The sequence below is a fragment of the Streptomyces sp. NPDC027962 genome, from assembly GCF_055566095.1.
Genome location: NZ_JBVHTA010000011.1, coordinates 20,131 through 36,514, shown reverse-complemented (window position 1 = coordinate 36,514; position 16,384 = coordinate 20,131). Strand labels below are relative to the sequence as shown.

The window sequence follows — 16,384 nt, the reverse complement described above, 5'->3', positions numbered from 1 at the left end:
GCCGTTCTTTCCCTCCTCTTCGCGATCACCGTCGTACGGGATCGCCCGACCCCGCGCCGTCGCCCGACCCCCCACCGGCGCAGCGACGATGACATCTGAGACGACACCGGCCACCGGTACGACACCGCACACCTTCCAGGTCGATCTCCGTGGCCTGGTGGACCTGCTGTCCCACCACCTCTACTCCAGCCCCAAGGTCTATCTGCGCGAGCTTCTGCAGAACGCGGTGGACGCGATCACCGCCCGGCGGGCCGAACAGCCCGACGCGCCCGCGCGCGTGCGGCTGTACGCCGAGGACGGCGGCCTGCGCGTCGAGGACTCGGGCATCGGCCTGACCGAGACCGATGTACACAGCCTGCTCGCGACCATCGGCCGCAGCTCCAAACGGGAGGGGCTCGAGTCCGCCCGGGCCGAGTTCCTCGGGCAGTTCGGCATCGGCCTGCTCGCCTGTTTCGTCGTCGCGGCCGAGATCCGCGTGGTGAGCCGCAGTGCCCGTACGCCCGACGCTCCGCCCGTCCAGTGGTCGGCCCGCGACGACGGTTCGTACACCGTGCGCACTCTGCCTGACAGCGCTCGGCCGGAGCCCGGCACGACCGTGTACCTGACGGCCCGCCCCGGCAGTGGCGACTGGCTGTCGGAGCAGCGGGTGATCGCCCTGGCACGCGACTTCGGATCGCTGCTGCCGTACGACGTCGTGGTCGGCGACACGGCAGTCAGCGACCTGCCCGCGCCCTGGGACCGCACGTATCCGGGGCCGGCGGCGCGGCGGGTCGCCCTCGCCCGTCACTGCCACGAGCTGTTCGGCTTCACCCCGCTCGACTCCGTCGACCTCGACCTTCCCGTCGCCGGTGTACGTGGCGTCGCCTACGTGCTGCCGTCCTCGGTCAGCCCGGCCCGGCGCTCGGGCCACCGCGTGCACCTGAAGGGCATGCTGCTCACCGACCGCGCCGACGAACTCCTCCCCGACTGGGCCTTCTTCGTGCGGTGCGTCATCGACACCGACAGTCTGCGGCCCACCGCCTCGCGCGAATCGCTGTACGCGGACGAGACGCTCGCCGCCGTACGCGAAGCCCTCGGCGACCGCATCCGGGAGTGGCTGACGGGGCTGGCCGCGGGCGACCCCGAGCGGCTGGAGCAGTTCCTCTCCGTGCACCACCTGGGTGTGAAGTCACTGGCCAGGCACGACACGGAGATGCTGCGCACGATGCTGCCGTGGCTGCCGTTCGAGACCACGGACGGCAGGATCGGTCTGGAGGAGTTCGCCCAGCGCCACCCGGTGGTGCACTTCGCCCGGACCGTCGAGGAGTACCGGCAGGTCGCTCCGATCGCGTCCGCGCAGGGCATCGGGCTGATCAACGGCGGCTACACGTACGACACCGAACTCGTCGAAAGCCTGCCGTACGTACGGCCCGGCACGGTGGTCGCCGAGCTCGACGCGGACACGGTCACCGCCCACCTCGACGCCGTCGACCCCGCGGAGGAGCTCGCCCTCGCCGGCTTCCTGGCCGCCGCGCGCGCCAAACTCGACCCGCTCGGCTGCGACGTGGCGCTGCGCGCCTTCCACCCGCTCACCGTGCCCGCCCTCCACCTCGACGACCGGGCCGCCCGCCACGAGCAGGCCCGCGCGGACGAAGAGGCGCAGGCCGACGACCTGTGGGCGGGCATCCTCGGGTCGCTGCGGGGCAGCGCGCCGCGCGCCCGGCTCGTGCTGAACCACCTCAACCCCCTGATCCGCAGGATCAGTTCGCTCGACGGGGAGCTCGCCGGCACCGCCACGGAGGCGCTGTACGGGCAGGCGCTGCTGATGGCTCAGCGACCACTGCGACCCGCCGACTCCGCGCTCCTCAACCGCGCGTTCATGGGCCTGCTGGAGTGGGCCACCCACGACCAGGAGAACGGCCGATGAGCCTCGCGACTCCCCCTGACGCCGACGCGCTGCGCCGGGCTCTGAACGACAACTACACGGAGCCGGAGGGCCCGGCGCGCAACGCGCGCGCGGAGCGGCTGTTCGCCGAGATCGAGCAGCTCGGCGACACCGCACTCGTCATCGACGGCCTCGACCATCTGATGCAGGTCTACAACTACAGCTCCGAGGCGGACAGGATGTTCGTCCCCTTCGCCCGGCTGCTGCGGATGTGGGACGAGCGGCCCGAGGACTTCGACCGGCGGCAGGTCCATTCGCTGTTCTGGATGTTCAAGTGGGTCTCCAGTGGGATGATCGACCAGCCGCACATCCCACTCGCCTCCATCGAGAAGTGGCAGGCGGAGATGGAGCACCGCTACCGGCTCGCCGGCCACTCCGAGCGGGCCGTGCGCCAGGGCGAGATGCGTATCGCCCGGCATCTGGGCGACATGGAACGGGCCCGGCGGGCGTACGGCGCCTGGCAGGCCGCCGACCGTGACGACAAGAGCGACTGCCACGCCTGCGAGTTGCGGGCCCAGGGCTCGTGGCAGGCCCACCAGGGCGACGAGGAGGGGGCGCTCACGACCTGGCGGCCTGTCCTGGAGGGCGAGTTCACCTGCGCGCACGAGCCGCACGCGGTGCTCGCCGCCTCGCTGCTGCCCCTGCTGCGGCTGGGGCGCACCGAGGAGGCCCGCGCGCACCATCTGCGCGGCTACCGGCTGGTCCGGTCGAAGGAGAGCATGCGCAGCGCGGTCGCGCAGCACGTGGAGTTCTGCGCACTGACCGGCAACGAGGCACGGGGCCTGGAGATACTCGCCGAACGGCCCGCGTACTTCACCGACACCGGGGAGCCCAGCAGCCTGCTCGGCTATCTGCAGGTCACCACGTTGCTCACCGACCGGCTGACCGTCCTCGGCCACGGCGAGCAGAGCCTGCCCGGTCCCGGGGGCCGCAGCTGGACCGCCCGTGAACTGGCCGCTCACGCCCGCACGGAGGCGCTCGCCATCGCCGCCCGCTTCGACACGCGCAACGGCAACTCGTACGTGAGCGAGAAGTGCGTCGAGCGCATGGACCGCGCACCGCTGGTGGACCGCCTGCCGCTGGGCGTGCGGGCCGCACGGCCGGTGGCCGCACCGCGTGAGGCGACGGCAGCGGCGCCCTCGGTGGAGACCGGGCCCGGGGGCGGCATGTCCGGTGCCGGCGTGTCCGGGCTGCTGGCCGAGGCGCGTCGCCTCTCCGACGCCCAGCACCCGGACGCGACGGCCGCGTGGGCCGCCGCCACCCGGGCCGCCGGGCAGGAGGGCGTCGAACTCGGCGTGCTCGACCGGGCGGAGATCGACGAGCACCGGGGCATGGCGCCCGGTACCCCGCCGGCCGGGGCGATCGAGCTCTTCACGTCCGCGGCCCGCCTTTACGAGTCGGCCGACGAGCCGGGGCGCGCGGCGTCGGCACTCGCCAGGGCGGCGTACTGCCTCGGGCTCGACGGTCGCCTCGACGAGGCGCTGGCCGCCGTGCAGGAGCCCTGCGACCGGTCCCTCGCCCTGTACGCCGAGGGCCGGGCGACCGCACGGCAGACCGGCAGGGCGCTGCTGTGCCGCGTCCGGATCCTCCACGACCTCATCCAGGGCATGCAGCTCAGGGAGGCCGTGGAAGCGGCCGTCGCGTCCTTGGAGGAGGCGGTGCACGCGCTCCTCGCCTTCGCGGAACCGGAACGGGCGGAGCCTGGGGTCGGCGTCGTGATCGGTGAGGCGCTCGGCTACCTGGGCGACATCACCGCGTTCCGTGGTGACGCGGCGGGGGCGGCGGAGCTGTACGCCCAGGCCGCCGACGCGTGCCTCGAGGCGGGCCGGCCCTGGTACGCGGTGCAGCCCGAGACCCAGCTGGCCGGAGTCAGCCGGCACCTCGGCGATCTGGAGACGGCCGAGCGCGCCTCCCGCGCCGCCCTGGAGCACGCGGCGCACTTCCCCGGGGCCTCTGGGCGCTGCCGTCTGCACCTGCAGCTCATGGAGACGCTCGCCGACGCCGGCAAGTTCGACGAGGCCGCCGAACATGCCCTGGAGGCGGCGCACTGGGCCGACGAGGCGGGCGAGACGGCGGGCAACGGGGCATACGCCCGGCACCGGCTGGGCGGGTTCCTGCTGCAGCTCGGGCGGGTGGACGAGGCCGCGGCGGTGCTGGAGTCGGTGCTGCCCGACCTGACGGCGGAGGGCCACGGCGACGGCATGATCGTGCAGACGCTGTGGTGGCTGGGCGACTGCTGCACGGCGCTGGACGAGCCGCGTGAGGCGGCGGAGCACTGGCTGAAGGCGGCGGACATCGCACGCGGCCGGCCGGAGCAGCGCGACCACGCGATGCTCGCGAATCTGGCGGGCCAGGCGCTGTTCCGCGCCCAGCTCAACCCCGAGGCGGAGCTGGCGTATCGGCGGGCCGGCGACCTGTGGCGCGACCTCGGCGACGTGCACGCGCTCGTGCGGACGCTGCGGGTACGGGCGTGGATCGCCGTACGCGACGGGCAGGCGGGCGTGGCGGCGGCGCGGGACCTGATGACCGCTGCTGCGGCGGAATGCGAGTCGGCGCAGGCCGCCTGCGAGGACGCCGAAGCCGCGGCCCTGCTGCGCGCCGAACTGGCGGACACCTACCGCCAGACCGGCGACCTGATCGCGAGCTCCTGCGACGGCGAACCGGGCGACGACGCCGACGGTTCGGCCCGGGCGGCGTACGAGGAGGCGGTCGGCTACGTCACGCGGGCGGTGGCGACCTTCGACGAGGCGGGCGACCGCTTCACCGACCTGCGCACGGGCGCGCAGCTCATGGCGGCGTGGCTCTACGCGTCGCTCTCGGACGCGGCGCCGTCGCGGTCGCTGGCGAGGTCCGTGCTGGCGACGTACGCGGCGGCCTCCTCCTCGCCGGAGAGCAGCGAGACGGCGGTGTCCCGCTGCGACGAGGCCCGGGCGGTGCTGGCGCAACTGTCCCAGTAGCCGGAACGGGCCGTCTCGTCGGCGGGGCCGGGCAAGTCCCGGCCCCGCCGACGATCGGGCGGAGGCCCGCCAGGTGCGGCAGGTCCCAGCTCCGCCGGGCCGTGGGGGAGGCTGAGGCGCGGGGTTCGGGGCAGAGCCCCGACAGGACCGGCGCACCCGGCCCCGCCGGCGACCAAGGCGCAGGCCGGGGGCAGCGCCCACGCCCCCCGGGCGCTACTCCACCCCGATCAGCAGCGGCGTCGCCCCCTCGCCCCCCTCGTACACCGCCGTGTCCACCGCCAGATAGCCCTCCCTGACGTGCGCCTCGAGGCGCCCCGACAGCCCCTCGGGCGCCGACGTCCCCAGGACCAGCGTGACCAGTTCGCCGCCCGCCGAGAGCATGCGGTCCAGCAGCGTCAGCGCCGTCGCCGTCAGGTCCTCGCCGATCACCGCGACGTCCCCGTCGATCAGGCCGAGCACGTCCCCGGCCTGGCAGACGCCGGCCGACGTCCACGACTGGCGTTCCGCCACGGCCAGTTCGGCGTACCGGGTCGCGCCGGCCGCGGCGGTCATCGCGACCACGTCCTCGTCGAAGCGGCGGTCCGGTGCGTGGACGGCGAGGGCCGCGATGCCCTGGACCGCCGAGCGGGTCGGGATCAGGGCGACGCGGACGCCCTCCGTGCGGGCCTGTTCCGCCGCTGCGGCGGCCGTGTGCCGCAAGGAGGTGTCGTTGGGCAGGAGGACCACCTCGCGGGCGTGTGCCCGGCGGATCGCCTCGACGAGTTCTCCGCTGGCCGGCGGCTCCCCGGGCCGGGCCAGGACCGTGGTCGCGCCGGCCTGGCCGCACAGCTCCGCGAGTCCCTCGCCCTGGACCACGGCGACGACCGCCCGCTGGGCCTGTTCGCGGGCAGGGGCCGCCGCGGAGTCGAAGTGTGTGATGCGGATGCGGTAGGGCCGTCCCGCTTCCACGCCCGCCTCGACGGCCGCGCCGGCGTCGTCGACATGGACGTGGACGTTCCACAGGCCGTCTCCGCCGACGACGACCAGGGAGTCGCCGAGCCCGTCGAGCCGGGCACGGAGCCGGGCCACGGCAGCGTCGTCCGCTTCGAGGAGGTAGATCACTTCGAAGGCGGGACCGCCGCCGGCGCACGGCCGCCCCGCGTCCACCGCGGCGGGACGCCGGCCGGTCCGGGGTGCCGGAGTCGCCGGGGCCTCGCCGGAGAGGGCCTGCACCAGCGCTCCCAGGACGGTGACGAGGCCCTGCCCGCCCGCGTCGACGACGCCCGCGGCGTCCAGCACCGCGAGCTGCCGGGGGGTGGCTTCGAGCGCCTCCCGCGCCCCCGCGTAGGCGGCCCGCAGAGGGTCGGCCGGCGCGCTCTGCGCGGCGTCCGCGGCTGCGCGGGCCACGCTGAGGATGGTGCCCTCCACCGGGTGTGCGACCGCCTCGCGCGCCAGTTCGGCGGCCCGCCGCAGCGCTCCGGCGAGGTGGTCTCCGTCACCGATCCGTTCCGCCATGCCGCGCAGGAGCTGTGCCAGGATCGTGCCCGAGTTGCCGCGCGCACCGATCAGCGCGCCGTGGGCCATGGCACGGATCACATCGGCGGGGGCGGGGGCGGTGTCCCCGGTCTCGTGGGCGGCGAACACCGCCTCCACGGCCTGGGTGGCCGACTCGACGGTCAGGTACAGATTCGTGCCTGTGTCCCCGTCCGCGACCGGGTACACGTTGATGGCGTCGATCTCCTCGCGCTCCCGGCCCAGGGCCTCCAGCGCCAGTGAGCACCAGGCGCGTACGGCCGAGGCGTCGAGACTCTGCGGCACCTGGTGATCCTCCTTGTGCGGCCTGACGGGGGCCGTGGCTGCGGGTTGTCCCGCAGCGTAGACCCCGGCCGGCTGCGGACGGCCGGGCGGGGGGCGGCGGGAGCGTGCTAGTTTCGTGTCTCGGAAGCAGTGGATGTATGCTGCTCCAGTTGCCCGATGAGAATCGGGCCATTCCCCCGGCAAGCCACTTCAGATCACTGATTCCGGCGCGCCGGATTCACCGTAAGTGCATCTGAAGTCTTTGGAGTGACCCGTGGCTGCCAACTGCGACGTCTGCGGCAAGGGGCCGGGCTTCGGCAACAACATTTCGCACTCGCACCGCCGTACGTCCCGTCGCTGGAACCCGAACATCCAGCGTGTGCGTGCAGTGGTCGGTCGGACGCCGAAGCGGCTCAACGTCTGCACCTCGTGCATCAAGGCCGGCAAGGTCTCGCGCTAACGCCGACGTTTCGTCGTAGCGCAGCCCCTGCGGTTGCCTTGAAAGCCGGTCCACCTCGGTGGGCCGGCTTTTTGCCGTGCTCCCGCGGAGGCGGCCGACAAAGGCGCCGACGGGGCGGCGCCCAGTGCTGTGACCGGCAAGGTTCACCGGCTCGCGACGCCCGGCACGGCACCTCGCTGTGTTGTCGCTTCACCCAAGTACATCCAGTACGCGGGAGATCCTCCGCCTTGCGATGCACCGCACCGGACGCCGCGAGCTTTCCGGCAAACCCTTCCGGTCACAGCACTAGCGAAAGCGCCAGCCGTGGTCCACCGGGCCGATGCCCGTTCCGAGGGCGAACCCCGCCGCGATCGCGCCGGTGACGTACTCCTTGGCCGCCTCCACCGCGTCCGGGACGGTCATGCCCTTCGCCAGGCCCGACGCCACCGCGGAGGCGAGTGTGCAGCCCGTCCCGTGCGTGTGCCGGTTGTCGTGGCGCTGCGCTCGCAGCCAGTGTTCCTGAGCGCCGTCCGTGAGCAGGTCCACCGCGTCGCCCGCGAGGTGGCCGCCCTTGATCAGCGCCCAGCGGGGCCCGAAGCCGAGGACGGCGTCGGCGGCCCTGCGCATGCCGTCCTCGTCCTGGACCTCGATGCCGGTCAGCTGTGCCACCTCGTCCAGATTGGGTGTGGCCACGGTCGCCGTCGGCAGCAGCTTGTTCCGTACGGAATCGAGTGCGGAGGCCGCGATCAGCGGGTCGCCGTGCTTGGACACGCCCACCGGGTCGACGACCACGGGCGCGTCCGTGGCGGCGAGCAGCTCCGCGACGGTCTCGACCAGTTCGGCGGAGGCCAGCATCCCGGTCTTCACGGCCTGTACACCGATGTCGTCGACGACGCTGCGGTACTGGGCGCGTACCGCTTCGACGGGCAGCTCCCAGGCTCCCTGGACGCCCTGCGAGTTCTGTGCGGTGACCGCGGTCAGCACGCTCATGCCATGGACGCCGAGGGCGAGCATCGTCTTGAGGTCGGCCTGGATTCCGGCACCGCCGCCGGAGTCGGATCCGGCGACGGTGAGCACACGAGGGGGTACGGGCACGCGGGGAGGTATCGGCATGCCCCCGAATCTACTTGCCGCCGGTGTCCACTTGCCGTCCTCGGTGTCTCCTTGCTGCCTTCGAGGTCTACGTGCCGTCCTCGATGTCGCCGAAGTGGTCCCAGCCGCCCTTGCTGTTCCACGGTGCGCCGTCGACGGTCACCTGCGGCAGCGCGGAGGGGTTGAGGACCTCCCCGATCACCTTCCAGCGGGCCGGCAGTTTGGCATCGGGCGGGAAGGTGGCGACGATCGCGTGGTCCTCCCCCCCGGTCAGCACCCACTGCAGCGGGTCGACGCCGACGGCCTGGCCGATGTCGTTCATCTGCGAGGGGATGTCGATCAGTCCGGACCGCAGATCGATGCGGACCTTGCTCGCCTCCGCGATGTGCCCGAGGTCGGCGACGAGCCCGTCGCTGATGTCGCACATGGCGGTTGCACCCAGCCCGGCGGCCGCGGGACCGGCGTGGTACGGCGGCTCGGGCCGGCGGTGCGCCTCCACGAAGGCGCGCGGGGAGCGGAAGCCGCGCGAGAGCACCGCGTGCCCCGCGGCGGACCATCCCAACCAGCCGGTGTAGGCGACGACATCGCCCGGCTGCGCGCCCGAGCGGGTCACGGGCTCATGGTTGCGAAGGTCGCCGAGCGCGGTGATCGCGATGGTGATGGTGTCGCCGCGGACGACGTCGCCGCCGACCACGGCGGCGCCGGCGACCTGGCATTCGTCGCGGATGCCGTCCATGAGTTCGGTGGCCCAGGTGACGGGAAGATCGGCCGGGACGACGAGTCCGAGGAGAACGGCGGTCGGGACCGCGCCCATCGCGGCGATGTCGGCCAGGTTCTGGGCGGCGGCCTTGCGCCCCACGTCGTACGCGGTCGACCAGTCGCGGCGGAAGTGCCGGCCTTCCAGGAGGAGGTCCGTCGTGGCCACGACCCGCCGGTCGGGCGCGGCCACGACCGCGGCGTCATCGCCCGGTCCGAGCCGTACCGCGGGGGTGGTGGTGAGCTTGGAGGTGAGCTCCCTGATGAGCCCGAACTCCCCCAATTCGCCCACAGTTCCCTTCACCGAGTCACCTCTCCTTGTCCTGGACGCTGCGTGCGACCGGCTCCCCTGCCGGGCGTGCGGGGGTCGGCCCCCGGGTGGGCACCGCATCCGGGTGCCCCTTGTACCGCGGTGCGCTCGCGGTCGCGAGCGGTCACTGCTGTCGGTACCGTCAAGAGATGCTTCAACCTCTGCTCGCCGTACGCCACGCTGCGGACGCCGTCCGCCGCGAAGGTCTCCCCGCGGCCCGCGACGACGCGATACCGTGGCGACCCCGCTCCCTGGGATCTCCCCACCGACGGTAGGGGACATGATCCTCGTGCCGCCCTGGAGGCTCCGTGGTACAGGCGTACATCCTCATTCAGACCGAAGTGGGCAAGGCGTCGACCGTCGCCGAGACCATCGGCAAGATCCCGGGTGTGATCCAGGCCGAGGATGTGACCGGTCCGTACGACGTGATCGTGCGTGCGCAGGCCGACACCGTCGACGACCTGGGGCGCATGGTGGTCGCCAAGGTCCAGCAGGTGGACGGCATCACTCGCACCCTCACCTGTCCGGTCGTGCATCTGTAGCCCCCGTCTACGCTTGGCCGGTGACGTCCTACCGCCGCCGGCCCCTCTTCCTGTCCGCCGCCGCCCTGCTGGTGGCCGCCGCGGGCTGCACCTCCACGGACGCGTCGGCGTCGATCACGGTTCCCAGCCCCCCGGCCGGGGAAGCAGCCCTGTGCCGTGCGCTGGACAAGGAGCTGCCGGACAAGGTCGCCGGGCAGGACCGCGACGACCCCGAGCCGTCGTCCGAATTCACCGCCGGCTGGGGCGATGCCGCGATCGTACTGCGCTGCGGCGTGCCCCGGCCCGAGGGGATGAGTGATCCCCGGAGTCAGGGAGTCGACGTGGACGGAGTCAACTGGCTGCTGGAGGAGCGTGACGCCGGCCCCAGGCTCACCACCACGTACCGCGAGACGTATGTGGAGGTCACCCTGGGCAGGCAGTACACGCACGACATCAGCCCGCTGACCGGCCTCGCCGGGCCCGTCAAGAAGACGGTCCCCGCGACGTTTTGACGGCGGTCCCTGCCGCGTTCCGACAGAGGGCGGCTACCGCAGCCCCGTCGAACGGCGCAGGGCCGCCTGGATCAGCCGGTCCACCAGCTCGGTGTAGGCGACACCGCTCTCCTGCCACATCCGCGGGTACATGGAGATCGGCGTGAAGCCCGGCATGGTGTTGATCTCGTTGATGACGAACTCGCCGTCCTCGGTGAGGAAGAAGTCCGCGCGCACCAGGCCTTCGCACGAGGCGGCGTCGAAGGCCGCGACCGCGAGCCGCTGGACCTCGGAGGTCTGCTCCTCGGTGAGGGGCGCGGGCACCAGGCCGGCGGCGGAGTCGATGTACTTGGCCTCGAAGTCGTAGAAGTCGTGCGCCGTCACCGGCGGGATCTCGGCCGGGACGCTGGCCCGCGGACCGTCCTCGAACTCGAGCACACCGCACTCGATCTCCCGGCCGCGCAGCAGCGACTCCACCAGGATCTTGGGGTCGTGGCGCTGCGCCTCCGCGATCGCGTCGTCGAGACCGGCGAGGTCGTCGACCTTGGTGATGCCCATGGAGGACCCGCCGCGGGCGGGCTTGATGAACAGCGGCCAGCCGTGCTCGCCCGCGAAGTCGACGATCTTCTTGCGCGCCGCGGCGTTGTCCTGCGCCCACTCCCGCGGGCGGATGACCTCGTACGGGCCGACGGGGAGGCCGAAGGAGATGAAGACCCGCTTCATGTACTCCTTGTCCTGGCCGACGGCGGAGGCGAGGACGCCGGAGCCGACGTACGGGACGCCGGAGAGCTCCAGCAGGCCCTGGAGGGTACCGTCCTCGCCGTACGGGCCGTGCAGCATCGGGAAGACGACGTCGACCTCGCCGAGCGCCTTGGGCACGGAGCCGGGCTCGCTGTAGACGACCTCACGGCTGCCGGGGTCGACGGAGAGCACCACGCCGCCCTCGTCGGACTCCGCGAGCTCCTCGACGCTCGGCGTCCTGCGGTCGGTGATCGCCATCCGCTCCGGTTCGTCGGCGGTGAGCGCCCACCGGCCGTCGGACGTGATGCCGATCGGCAGGACGTCGTACTTGGCGCGGTCGATGGCGCGCAGCACCGCTCCCGCGGTGACCACGGAGATCCCGTGTTCGGAGCTGCGGCCGCCGAAGACGACGGCTACGCGCGGCTTGCGGAGCTGCTGCTCGGGGCTCTGGGGGAGGTTCTCGGTGCTCATATCGCGATGAGACTACCGTGCAGTTCGAACGTCGTGGAGTGCAGGCGAGGGGCGCGCCGCACCGGCGGCCGCCCGGGAGCGGACGGCTCCGGCGCCCGGCCCCCGCACGGTCAAGCGCCGCTCGGGTCCGGCGGCCCCGGTCAGCACCGCTCGGGCCCGGCGGCCCGGGTCAGCACCGCTCGGGCCCGGCGGCCCGGGTCAGCACCGCTCGGGCCCGGCGACCGGGGTCAGCGCCGCTCGGGCTTGGCGGCCCGGGACATCAGCTCCTTGAGAGCGACGACCGGCGGCTTCCCCTCGTGGACGATGCCGACGACCGTCTCCGTGATCGGCATGTCGACCCCGTGCCGCCGCGCCAGATCCAGCACCGACTCGCAGGACTTGACGCCCTCGGCCGTCTGCCGGGTGACGGCGATGGTCTCCTGGAGCGTCATGCCGCGGCCGAGGTTGGTGCCGAAGGTGTGGTTGCGCGACAACGGCGACGAGCAGGTCGCGACCAGGTCCCCGAGCCCGGCGAGGCCGGAGAACGTGAGCGCGTCGGCGCCCATCGCGAGGCCGAGGCGGGTGGTCTCCGCGAGGCCGCGGGTGATCAGGGAGCCCTTGGCGTTGTCGCCGAGACCCATGCCGTCCGCGATACCGACGGCGAGCCCGATCACGTTCTTGACGGCGCCGCCCAGTTCGCAGCCGACGACGTCGGTGTTGGTGTACGGGCGGAAGTACGGCGTGTGGCACGCGGCCTGGAGCCGCTGGGCGACTGCCTCGTCACGGCAGGCGACGACCGCGGCCGCGGGCATGCGGGAGGCGATCTCCTTGGCCAGGTTGGGGCCGGTGACGACAGCGACGCGTTCGCCGGGCACGCCGGCCACTTCCTCAACGACCTCGCTCATCCGCTTGGCCGTGCCGAGTTCGACCCCCTTCATCAGCGAGACGAGCACGGTGTCCGCGGGCAGCTGCGGCGCCCACGCGGCAAGATTGCCGCGCAGCGTCTGCGAGGGAACGGCGAGAACGGTGAAGTCCGCTCCGTGCAGCGCCTCTGCCGGATCGGTGGTGGCGTGCAGGTTCTGCGGAAGCTCGATCCCCGGCAGATAGTCGGGATTGGTGCGGGTGGTGTTGATCGCCTCCGCCAGTTCCGTACGGCGGCCCCAGAGGATGACCTCACAGCCGGCGTCCGCGAGCACCATGCCGAACGCCGTGCCCCACGAGCCCGTTCCGAAGACGGCCGCCTTGACGCGCTGTGTCACTTCGCTTCCTCCTCGGCCGCCTTGCGGCGCTGCTGCGCGCGCACTTCGCGCAGATCGAACGGTTTCTCCGGTGCCTTCTCGCCACGCAGATCCTCAAGCTGCACCGTGATCGCGGCCATGATGACCTCGGTCGCGGCCTTCAGGACCTCGGGCGTCGGGTCCTGGTCGTAGAAGCGTGAGAGGTCGACCGGCGGGCCGGCCTGCACCTGGAGGGTCTTTCGCGGGAGGAGACGGACCTTGTTCTCCTTGGCGTACGGCGGCATCGCCAAGTTGGCGCCCCACTGCGCGACCGGGATGACGGGCGCCTGCGTCTGCAGCGCGGCGCGCGCCACACCGGTCTTGGCCGTCATCGGCCACATGCCCGGATCGCGGGTGAGGGTGCCTTCGGGGTAGAAGGCGACGCATTCGCCGCGCTCGACCGCGTCGACGGCGGCACGGAAGGCGCCGACGGCGTTGGAGGACTCGCGGTAGACGGGGATCTGGCGGGTGCCCCGCAGCAGAACTCCGACCACGGGCGCCTTGAACAGCGCGGCTTTGGCCAGGAACCGCGGTACTCGTCCGGTGTTGTACTGGAAGTGCCCGTACGAGAACATGTCGAGGTACGAGTTGTGGTTGATGGCGGTGATGAATCCGCCCTCGGCCGGAATGTGTTCCATTCCCCGCCAGTCCCGCTTGAACAGAAGCAACAGCGGCGGCTTTGCGATGACCGCGGCCAGGCGGTACCAGAAGCCGATTCTACGGCGGGACACTCGGACACCTTCCTCTTACGACCGGGCTATTGCCTGGCTGCTGGGGGTCAAGTGTCGCCCCAGGCCTCTGGTCTGTCGAGAACACGGTACGCCCCGCCTGTGGGCCCTCCCCTCGGGGCCTTCTGCCGCTCGGGCCACAATGGGCGCGATGCGCACGGACAAAGACCTCGCCACGGACACGATGCCGATCCCCGCTCCGGCCGTCGCCTGGTCCCTGGTCGTGCCGCTGAAACCGCTGGCCCTGGCCAAGAGCCGGCTGGCGGGAGCCGCGGACGACGGACTGCGGCCCCGTCTCGCCCTCGCGTTCGCCCAGGACACCGTGGCGACGGCGCTGGCCTGCCCGGTGGTGCGGGATGTGGTGGTCGTCACTGACGACAGGAGGGCCGCGGCGGAGCTCACGGCACTGGGGGCGCGCATCGTGCCGGACCTTCCGGCGGCGGGCCTCAACGCGGCGCTGTCGCACGGCGTCCGCACGGTGCGCACGGTCCGCCCGTCGGCGGCGGTCGCGGCGCTCAACGCCGATCTACCCGCATTGCGTACCGCGGAATTGGAACGCACGCTCGCCGCCGCTTCGGTATTTACCCGGGCATTTCTGACGGATGCGGCCGGAATCGGCACCACTTTGCTGTGCGCCCGGCCGGGTGCGGAATTGCGGCCCGCTTTCGGCGGCCCTTCACGTCGGGCGCATTTGGCTTCGGGCGCCGCGGAAATTCTTCTCACCGGCGTCGATTCCGTGCGCCAGGACGTCGACACCGGCGACGATCTGGCTGCGGCGCTGGTGCTGGGCGTGGGGCCGCGGACCGCCGAGCGCCTGGCGGCCGGCGCCCGCGCCGGGGAACGTCGGCGCGCGGCGGAGGGGCACTAAGCTGCATCCATGCAGGCGACCTCGTACACATACGACCCCGAGAGCCGCAGCGGGAGCGTCCTGCTGGACGACGGAACTCCGGTGGAGTTCGACGCGGCGGCCTTCGACGCGGGCGGTCTGCGGCTGCTGCGCCCAGGGCAGCGAGTACGCATCGAGACCGAGGGCGAGGGCGAGAGCCGCCGCATCACGCTGGTAACGCTGTACACCTTCTGAAGGCGCCACCGGCCGAACGCGCCACCGACACACCGCGGGCCGGTCTCCCCGGGGGAGACCGGCCCGGCGCGTGAGTGGCTGGGCGGCCTTGTGCCGCTTACTTCTTGGGGCGTCGTGCCCCGAGTGCTACTTCTTCCTCGCGGTCGTCTTCTTGGCGGTCGTCTTGCGCGCCGAGGTCTTCTTGGCGGGCGCCTTCTTGGCCGTCGCCTTCTTGGCCGGGGCGGTCTTCTTCGCCGTGGCCTTCTTGGCCGCGGCCTTCGCCGGGGCCGCCTTCTTCGCGGCCGCCGTGGTCTTCTTCGCGGTCGTCTTCTTCGCCGTCGTCTTTTTCGCCGTCGTCTTCTTCGCGGCGGCCTTCTTCGCCGTCGTCTTCTTCGCGGCGGTGCGCTTCGCAGCGGCCTTCTTGGCCGCGGCCTTCGCGATGGTGGGCGCCTGGCCGGAAAGGCTGCCCTTGGGCGCCTTCTTGACGGCGACCTCACCTCCCTTGGGGAGCTTCTTCGAGCCGCTGACCAGGTCCTTGAAGCCCTGCCCGGCGCGGAATCGCGGCACGGACGTCTTCTTGACCCGGACACGCTCGCCCGTCTGCGGGTTACGGGCGTAGCGGGCGGGGCGGTCGACCTTCTCGAACGAGCCGAAGCCGGTGACCGAAACCCGGTCTCCGGCGACCGTTGCGCGGACGATCGCATCAAGTACGGCGTCGACGGCGTCAGCGGCCTGCTGACGCCCGCCGAGCTTGTCGGCAATCGCTTCTACGAGCTGCGCCTTGTTCACGTCTTCCCCTTCGGAGACATTTGGCCGGAACGATTGCGTCCAGGCTTTTTCGCACGTTAGGCAGATATATACCGCAAATCAAACACGAAACGGTCTAATCACCCTAGTGCCGCAACGAAGTCGACCTCGGCTGCGTTCTGAGGTCAGTCACCTTCCGGGAATCGGCCCTCGTCGAGGTCCTTCATCAACCGGTCCAGACGCCTTGCCGCGCCAGGGAGATCGTGCTTCGCCGCTGCCGTGACGACCAGCAGCTTCCGGGACAGCGCCATCCTTACGCCCTCCGGGACTTGCAGTGTGCGCACTCTTGTGTGCGCTTCCTTCAATCGGGCCGCGACCGCCTCGTAGAGCTCGAGTTGGCTGTCACGTTCCATGCACCGATTGTGCCATCTGGGGCGAGTTGTCGCCCGACAGGGCCTCAACGAGCGACTGCGCCCCCCACCGGAAGGTGGAGGGCGCAGTTCGGGAAAAGCGCTGCTCAGGCCTCAATTGTGCGGGGCTTGAAGGACGGGCGGCCCGCTTCGTAGGCCGCGATGTCCGCTTCGTTCTGAAGGGTGAGACTGATGTCGTCCAGGCCGTTCAGCAACCGCCAGCGGGCGTTCTCGTCGAGGTCGAAGTCCGCGGTGATTCCCGGGGCGAGGACCTGTCGCTTCTCGAGGTCGACGGTGATCGGAGCCGTCGGGTCGGCCTCGGTCAGCTCCCACAGGGCGTCGACGACGGACTGCTCCAGCACGACCGTCAGCAGGCCGTTCTTGAGGGAGTTGCCGCGGAAGATGTCGGCGAACCGGGACGAGATGACGGCCTTGAAGCCGTAGTTCTGCAGCGCCCATACGGCGTGCTCCCGCGAGGAGCCGGTACCGAAGTCGGGGCCCGCGACGAGCACCGTGGCGCCCTTGCGCTCGGGGCGGTTGAGGACGAACTCGGAGTCCTTGCGCCAGGCCTCGAACAGCCCGTCCTCGAACCCGTCGCGGGTGACCTTCTTCAGCCAGTGCGCCGGGATGATCTGGTCGGTGTCGACGTTGCTGCGGCGCAGCGGAACGGCCCGGCCGGTGTGCGTGGTAAAAGCTTCCATGGTG

General features: G+C 71.8%; 16 protein-coding genes. 7 read left to right on the top strand and 9 right to left on the bottom strand.

All coding sequences use genetic code 11. The features are described from left to right. Nucleotides 1–88: 88 nt before the first annotated feature. Complete coding sequence (locus ACZ4SA_RS13060) at nt 89–1,906, top strand: HSP90 family protein (protein ID WP_468273226.1); 1,818 nt, start codon at nt 89–91, stop codon at nt 1,904–1,906. Beyond that, on the top strand, nt 1,903–4,881 hold the full coding sequence (locus ACZ4SA_RS13055; RefSeq protein ID WP_468273223.1) for a tetratricopeptide repeat protein: 2,979 nt from the start codon (nt 1,903–1,905) through the stop codon (nt 4,879–4,881). Before ACZ4SA_RS13060 ends, ACZ4SA_RS13055 begins: the two co-directional genes overlap by 4 nt. Nucleotides 4,882–5,094: 213 nt before the next feature. On the opposite strand, the gene ACZ4SA_RS13050 is transcribed toward ACZ4SA_RS13055, so the two are convergent. Continuing rightward, complete coding sequence (locus ACZ4SA_RS13050) at nt 5,095–6,678, bottom strand: DAK2 domain-containing protein (protein ID WP_468273220.1); 1,584 nt, start codon at nt 6,676–6,678, stop codon at nt 5,095–5,097. Nucleotides 6,679–6,931: 253 nt separating this feature from the next. On the opposite strand from ACZ4SA_RS13050, the gene rpmB reads away from it, so the two are divergent. Further along, entirely contained in the window at nt 6,932–7,117 is a 186-nt protein-coding gene (gene rpmB, locus ACZ4SA_RS13045; RefSeq protein WP_003957616.1) for a 50S ribosomal protein L28, read from the top strand. Between the two features lie 285 nt (nt 7,118–7,402). Here rpmB and thiD read toward each other — a convergent pair whose 3' ends face one another. Beyond that, the gene (thiD, locus tag ACZ4SA_RS13040; protein WP_468273218.1) at nt 7,403–8,209 is read right to left on the bottom strand and encodes a bifunctional hydroxymethylpyrimidine kinase/phosphomethylpyrimidine kinase; all 807 of its coding nucleotides are present in this window, start codon (nt 8,207–8,209) and stop codon (nt 7,403–7,405) included. A gap of 67 nt (nt 8,210–8,276) precedes the next feature. Then, entirely contained in the window at nt 8,277–9,248 is a 972-nt protein-coding gene (locus ACZ4SA_RS13035) for a thiamine-phosphate kinase (RefSeq protein WP_468273216.1), read from the bottom strand. Between the two features lie 314 nt (nt 9,249–9,562). On the opposite strand from ACZ4SA_RS13035, the gene ACZ4SA_RS13030 reads away from it, so the two are divergent. Both ACZ4SA_RS13030 and ACZ4SA_RS13025 read left to right on the top strand, forming a co-directional pair. Beyond that, nucleotides 9,563–9,796, top strand: a complete 234-nt coding sequence (locus tag ACZ4SA_RS13030) for an Lrp/AsnC family transcriptional regulator (protein ID WP_029384521.1) — start codon at nt 9,563–9,565, stop codon at nt 9,794–9,796. 20 nt (nt 9,797–9,816) lie between these two features. Beyond that, nucleotides 9,817–10,287, top strand: a complete 471-nt coding sequence (locus ACZ4SA_RS13025) for a DUF3515 domain-containing protein (RefSeq protein WP_468273213.1) — start codon at nt 9,817–9,819, stop codon at nt 10,285–10,287. Between the two features lie 33 nt (nt 10,288–10,320). On the opposite strand, the gene ACZ4SA_RS13020 is transcribed toward ACZ4SA_RS13025, so the two are convergent. The 3 genes from ACZ4SA_RS13020 to ACZ4SA_RS13010 form a co-directional block, all read right to left on the bottom strand. Further along, on the bottom strand, nt 10,321–11,478 hold the full coding sequence (locus tag ACZ4SA_RS13020; protein WP_468273211.1) for a D-alanine--D-alanine ligase family protein: 1,158 nt from the start codon (nt 11,476–11,478) through the stop codon (nt 10,321–10,323). A gap of 227 nt (nt 11,479–11,705) precedes the next feature. Next, complete coding sequence (locus ACZ4SA_RS13015; protein WP_468273209.1) at nt 11,706–12,716, bottom strand: NAD(P)H-dependent glycerol-3-phosphate dehydrogenase; 1,011 nt, start codon at nt 12,714–12,716, stop codon at nt 11,706–11,708. Next, complete coding sequence (locus ACZ4SA_RS13010; protein WP_468273207.1) at nt 12,713–13,465, bottom strand: lysophospholipid acyltransferase family protein; 753 nt, start codon at nt 13,463–13,465, stop codon at nt 12,713–12,715. The genes ACZ4SA_RS13015 and ACZ4SA_RS13010 overlap by 4 nt, the downstream gene beginning before the upstream one ends. Before the next feature lie 148 nt (nt 13,466–13,613). Here ACZ4SA_RS13010 and cofC point away from each other — a divergent pair, with 148 nt between their 5' ends. Both cofC and ACZ4SA_RS13000 read left to right on the top strand, forming a co-directional pair. Next, nucleotides 13,614–14,330: a 2-phospho-L-lactate guanylyltransferase gene (gene cofC / locus ACZ4SA_RS13005; protein WP_468273490.1), complete on the top strand. Its 717-nt coding sequence runs from the start codon at nt 13,614–13,616 to the stop codon at nt 14,328–14,330. Between the two features lie 9 nt (nt 14,331–14,339). Next, nucleotides 14,340–14,543, top strand: a complete 204-nt coding sequence (locus tag ACZ4SA_RS13000) for a hypothetical protein (protein ID WP_468273205.1) — start codon at nt 14,340–14,342, stop codon at nt 14,541–14,543. A 126-nt stretch (nt 14,544–14,669) separates the two neighbouring features. Here ACZ4SA_RS13000 and ACZ4SA_RS12995 read toward each other — a convergent pair whose 3' ends face one another. From ACZ4SA_RS12995 to leuD, 3 genes are all read right to left on the bottom strand, one after another. Then, nucleotides 14,670–15,311 (bottom strand): HU family DNA-binding protein, encoded by a 642-nt coding sequence (locus ACZ4SA_RS12995; protein ID WP_468273203.1) that lies wholly within the window; start codon nt 15,309–15,311, stop codon nt 14,670–14,672. 143 nt (nt 15,312–15,454) lie between these two features. Further along, nucleotides 15,455–15,682, bottom strand: coding sequence for an SCO5555 family protein (locus ACZ4SA_RS12990; protein ID WP_468273201.1), 228 nt, complete (start codon nt 15,680–15,682; stop codon nt 15,455–15,457). A gap of 104 nt (nt 15,683–15,786) precedes the next feature. Next, a complete protein-coding gene (gene leuD / locus ACZ4SA_RS12985; protein WP_468273198.1) occupies nt 15,787–16,380 on the bottom strand; it encodes a 3-isopropylmalate dehydratase small subunit in 594 nt (197 codons plus the stop codon). Nucleotides 16,381–16,384: the final 4 nt, after the last annotated feature.

Excerpts from the sequence above, each read along its gene's own strand:
- ACZ4SA_RS13060 (WP_468273226.1), top strand. The coding sequence starts at position 89 with ATGACATCTGAGACGACACCGGCCACCGGTACGACACCGCACACCTTC.
- ACZ4SA_RS13055 (WP_468273223.1), top strand. The coding sequence starts at position 1,903 with ATGAGCCTCGCGACTCCCCCTGACGCCGACGCGCTGCGCCGGGCTCTG.
- thiD (WP_468273218.1), bottom strand. The coding sequence starts at position 8,209 with ATGCCGATACCTCCCCGCGTGCCCGTACCCCCTCGTGTGCTCACCGTC.
- ACZ4SA_RS13020 (WP_468273211.1), bottom strand. The coding sequence starts at position 11,478 with ATGAGCACCGAGAACCTCCCCCAGAGCCCCGAGCAGCAGCTCCGCAAG.
- cofC (WP_468273490.1), top strand. The coding sequence starts at position 13,614 with ATGCGCACGGACAAAGACCTCGCCACGGACACGATGCCGATCCCCGCT.
- ACZ4SA_RS13000 (WP_468273205.1), top strand. The coding sequence starts at position 14,340 with ATGCAGGCGACCTCGTACACATACGACCCCGAGAGCCGCAGCGGGAGC.
- ACZ4SA_RS12990 (WP_468273201.1), bottom strand. The coding sequence starts at position 15,682 with ATGGAACGTGACAGCCAACTCGAGCTCTACGAGGCGGTCGCGGCCCGA.
- leuD (WP_468273198.1), bottom strand. The coding sequence starts at position 16,380 with ATGGAAGCTTTTACCACGCACACCGGCCGGGCCGTTCCGCTGCGCCGC.